The sequence below is a fragment of the Rhodococcus sp. EPR-157 genome, from assembly GCF_001647195.1.
Taxonomy (GTDB): domain Bacteria; phylum Actinomycetota; class Actinomycetes; order Mycobacteriales; family Mycobacteriaceae; genus Rhodococcoides.
This window is the reverse complement of record NZ_LVCV01000542.1, coordinates 1-3,815: the sequence shown is the minus strand read 5'-3', so window position 1 is coordinate 3,815 and position 3,815 is coordinate 1. Positions and strand designations below refer to the sequence as shown.

Below are 3,815 nucleotides of genomic sequence, written 5' to 3'. Positions count from 1 at the left end.
TACGAAAACGAGTACCGTCATCAATGCTCGACCGCCACCTCCGACCGCGAAGTGGCTTGAACCAGGTCTCCATCAGATCCAGGACGGTTCACTGCGGCACTGCCATTGCCCACGCCGTCGAGCATCGCCAACGGTGCGTCCTCAGCGTCCAGAGCGACGATCTCAGCGTCGAGCACACCAGCATTGTCATCCTCGATCCCGCGCAGTGCGCGGCTCTCGGCGCGGCTGCCACCGGCCATCCCCGAGAACACCACTTGCCAGGGCTCTTCGTTCCCGAGACCAGGAATCGCCAACACGTGCGCAGCCACGTTGCCACCGCGATCCAACAAATCCGCGGCTGCCATCCTTTGCACGCCGGGTGGAACGCTCGGGTCACGCATCAGCTCGACGAGTTTCGCTGCGGCTAGGTCCTGTGCCAGCAAGATGCGCTCGGCAGCCTTGGCGCGGGCCTGCGGCGCTGCCCCACCGTGGTTCTTGCAAACGTTCTGCCCCTTCATAGGTCTGTTCGAGCACGGCTGTCCGTTGGATCGGTTCGCAATGCAGGTCACCTTCGGCACAAGCCCCGCTGTCCGTTCGCTTTTCGTTGTCATCGCATTTCTCCTTTTCGGTTCAACTCTGCCTATATAGCAATAAGGTCTCTGTAACCCACGTAACCGGCGTAACCCGCTCGGTATTTCGGCATTTCCCCTGGCCAGGGGGCGGAAACCCGTAACCCACTACATTTCAACCTATTTATATATATGTGTGTGCATATACCCCCCCTTTCCATACCTCTTTATTAATTACTTCAATATTTATAAAAATAAGTGGGTTACCTGGCCTACACAGCTTTAACCAGCGCAAATAACCCGATTTTGCGGGCTACCGTGTGGCCTACTGCCTGGCTACCACCGGGTTACCGTGCACCCGCCCGACGCTTTATACGCGACGTTTTCACTCGACCGCCGTCAATCGTCGCGTTCGACGATTCATTCGCAAAACCCATTCCTAAATAATGCCAAGACTGCCCACCGCGTGGACCTCGCTTTTTCCGTTGTACCGACCTGCTCAATCCGGTCGACCGCAACCACGCATGCAAATCGCGGCCCATCTTGGTGGAACTGCCCGCTTGATGCCCGTTCTCGTCGCACCAATGCCGCCAAAAGGAGAACAGGTCCGACGATGAGCACACTTCTTTGTCGCCGAATACGCACCGTTCTTCGACAAACTGCGCCATCGGCGATGCACTCTCGCTGAGCATCCCGGCGAGCTCACCGCCGGATTCCGGTTGGACGAAGTGCCCCCGAGCATCGAGGCTGCGGAGCCCGTCCAGCGCCCACAACAAGATGCCAGGCAATTCCATGGTGAGCTTGCGACCGAGGTCGACATCCTCCCGACCGAGAAAGCTCTGCGTCATCTCCAAGGCGATCAACCGGCTGATCACCGCTGCAGAGTTGTCCGGGAGTGCAGGCGCTTCGTTGGACATGAACATCAATCGCGTGGGCAGCTTGCCCACCCACGGTTCGTGGTACTTGACGTCAATCTGCACCGAATCGCCACCGGAGATTCGCAGCAGGTTCTCCACGAGTTTCTTACCGTTGATCGAGACGCGGCCATCGGCGATGGTCGCCAACGACTTACCGATCAGCGCTTGAAGCCCAAAGCCACCAGATTTAGACAGGTCGTCCGTGGACGGGCTAGCTGCATTCTCACGCCCGACCAACTGTTCCAGAACATTGGTGATCGTCCCTTTCCCCGAACGCGGGGGACCTATCACCATCAGCATCTTGTGTTGATCGGTACGGCCCGAAACGATGTAGCCGAACCATTCCTGTAGTGCAGTCACGGCGGCTGGATCACGCGGAAACACCTCGTCGAGGAAACGCAACCACATCTTCGGTTGCGGAGCGTCGGCGTCGTAGTCGAACGGCACCGCCACCAGATTGAAGAACTGCGGGGTATGCGGCAGCAGCACGCCGTCAGTCACCCGAAGCAATCCGTTGGCGCAGGCGATGACACCGAGCGGATTATCGGGGCGGTGGTCCAGCCACGACGGCGCGTCGACATCGCCGCCGAGCCACGCAACACCCTTCATCGCGTCGACGACCTTGCTGACTTTGCCGTCGTCGGGGTTCCACGGTTTACGGACCACCTCATTCTTCGAACCATGGAGATACACGGCGTCTTCCAAAGCGCTGTAGACTTTTTCTCGGAACTCACTCGGGCTGAACAACTTCCAGCGCGTACCCGTCCAGCCGGTCCACCGTTCTTTCCAGAACCGCACCGGGCGCTCCTGTTCGCATTCGACGTGGAGCCGTCGGGCGACCACTCGGGGTTCGTTCGGGCTTGGCCATACGCCATCCGCCACATCAGCCGTCGGCGTCGCCGCGACGATCCGCAGCGCGCCAGACCACGCTTTGTCGAACTCGGCGGATGCCTGCTCGGTGTCGCGGCTACCGTCGCGGGCTGCCTCCTTGATGAAGGCTCGCAGCAACCTCGACCGAGCCGTCATCACTCCAGTCCGGCCCCGCTCACCCAATCGCACCAGCTTGAGCGTGTACGCCGTTAGTGCCGGGTGCCTACTGCCCCTCAGGGCATATAGAGCCTCTGTGAGCGTCGCCCTCACCACAGCATCCATATCGCCGCCGTCGAATGTGATCTCGAGGTCGTCGGCTTCCTCTGCGGTGGCCACCATCTGCGGGCCAGCGTTGCCACTGGCGAGTGCGGTCAGCCAAGCTCCAGGCAACTCCGGGAGTTGGCCCGGCTCGCAGGGCCAGACTTTCCTTCTCCCTTCGGGGTCGTACCACCACCACAGCTCCCCGGTCTGCGGATGGACCGACGGATGCACTGCCGCATAACGATGATGAGCCTGCAGGATCTCGACGCAATCCTCCGGAGTGCCGAGGTTGCCCTGCGCGATAAAGTGCTCGGGTACCCGGAAGAACAACTGCCTACTCGGGGTGCCTGCCCGGGACGTGTTGGACCACGTCGGCGGCAACGGCCCGAGTTCTTTCTCGTATCGATCTAGGGTGTCGGCACCGCGCTTCTCGTCGTGATGGTCGACGTCGATTGCGATCACGCCCGGTGGCATCCGTAGAGCGATGTTGCAGCCACGAATCTGGCGCGGCCATTCCACAATGACCGGCCACGGCGCGTCGACTCCCTGCCATCCGGTCAGTCCTTTGGGCACCAGAGCTTTCCCGCGCAGAGGGAGAATTCCGGTCCAGTCAAGGTTGTAGTAGATGTCCGCAGCACTGACGAAGTCATCGCCAGTTAGACTGCGCTGCTTGGGTTTGCGGATGGCGCTACGCCGCTGTGGTGCGGTAACCTGAGTCATGTGTTTGGCCTCCTGGCCTGCCGAGGTGATGCTCGGCTCGATGAGAATGATGTGGTCCCGTATCGGTCTCCTACTCGCAACGAATGCGGCGAGTAGGAGGCCGACCGCTTTTCAGCCGCCTCCGGCAGCGAGCTGGGCTTCTAGCCGCGCCACCCGTTGCACGTTCCGCTTCCGCTCAAGGTTGCAACTAGTGCAGAACCGCGTTCCACGGTTGTCTTTCGCGTCGTATCGGTGTCCTTCAGGGCAGCGGTCTTTCTGGGCGTTCAGGCCGATGTAGTCTGCGCCGAACGAGATGTATTCGCTGCGTTTGTATGGACGTAGGTGCTCGGGGTCGACGCACCGCATCTCACCGCAGATGTGTGCTAGATACATCCAGTGCCCCAGATACGTCCCGTATCTGGTTCCGAGTGAACCGTCCTGGATCTGATGGAGACCTGGTTCAAGCCACTTCGCGGTCGGAGGTGGCGGTCGAGCATTGATGACGGTACTCGTTTTCGTA

2 protein-coding genes are annotated in these 3,815 nt (G+C 60.4%); both read right to left on the bottom strand.

What is annotated here, in order from left to right:
* Window positions 1-20: 20 nt before the first annotated feature.
* Window positions 21-590 (bottom strand): HGGxSTG domain-containing protein, encoded by a 570-nt coding sequence (locus tag A2J03_RS31820; RefSeq protein ID WP_231912696.1) that lies wholly within the window; start codon window positions 588-590, stop codon window positions 21-23.
* Window positions 591-895: 305 nt separating this feature from the next.
* Window positions 896-3,316: a phage/plasmid primase, P4 family gene (locus tag A2J03_RS24060; protein WP_068379033.1), complete on the bottom strand. Its 2,421-nt coding sequence runs from the start codon at window positions 3,314-3,316 to the stop codon at window positions 896-898.
* Window positions 3,317-3,815 lie beyond the last annotated feature (499 nt).